Here is a 597-nt window from a genome sequence, read left to right as displayed (position 1 = left end):
TAGTGTGCCGTTCTGGCGCATTGACGGTATCTGAAGTCTCAGCAGCAGGTGTAGGCGCGATTTTTATCCCGTTCATGCATAAAGACCGTCAACAGGCACTGAATGCCGACCACTTAGTGGAATGCGGTGCTGCGAAGATGATTGAACAACCTGATTTAACCGTGGAGTCTTTGACTCAACAGATCCAACAATTGGATCGCCAAGCTTTACTTTCAATGGCTCAAAAGGCACGCAGTGCCGCAAAATTAGATGCTGACAAAGTTGTCGCACAAGCCATTGTCGCTTTGACCGAAAAGCGTTAACGAATTATTGAGAATCGAATTAATGACTATCCAACATACACAAGACTTAGCTCAGATTCGCGCGATGGTACCAGAAATGCGTCGCGTGAAATGCATCCACTTCATCGGTATCGGTGGTGCGGGCATGAGCGGCATTGCTGAAGTTCTTCTAAACGAAGGTTATGAAATCACGGGTTCAGACTTGTCTGAAAACCCAGTAACCGAGCGCTTAGTGTCGAAAGGGGCAACCGTATTTATTGGTCACCAAGCAAGTAATGTCGAAAAGGCTAGTGTGGTAGTCGTTTCCACCGCGATT

Annotated in this window: 2 protein-coding genes; both read left to right on the top strand. The window is 47.1% G+C overall.

From position 1 onward, the window contains the following. A partial coding sequence (locus R7R78_RS27890; RefSeq protein ID WP_318119708.1) for a glycosyltransferase occupies positions 1 to 302 on the top strand: 302 nt, incomplete at its 5' end. Between the two features lie 22 nt (positions 303 to 324). Continuing rightward, the coding region (locus tag R7R78_RS27885) for a Mur ligase domain-containing protein (RefSeq protein ID WP_225474823.1) at positions 325 to 597 on the top strand (273 nt) is incomplete at its 3' end.

The organism is Vibrio sp. 2134-1, from assembly GCF_033339495.1.
Note: the sequence above shows the minus strand (reverse complement) of the source record. Positions and strands in the feature narration are given on the sequence as shown.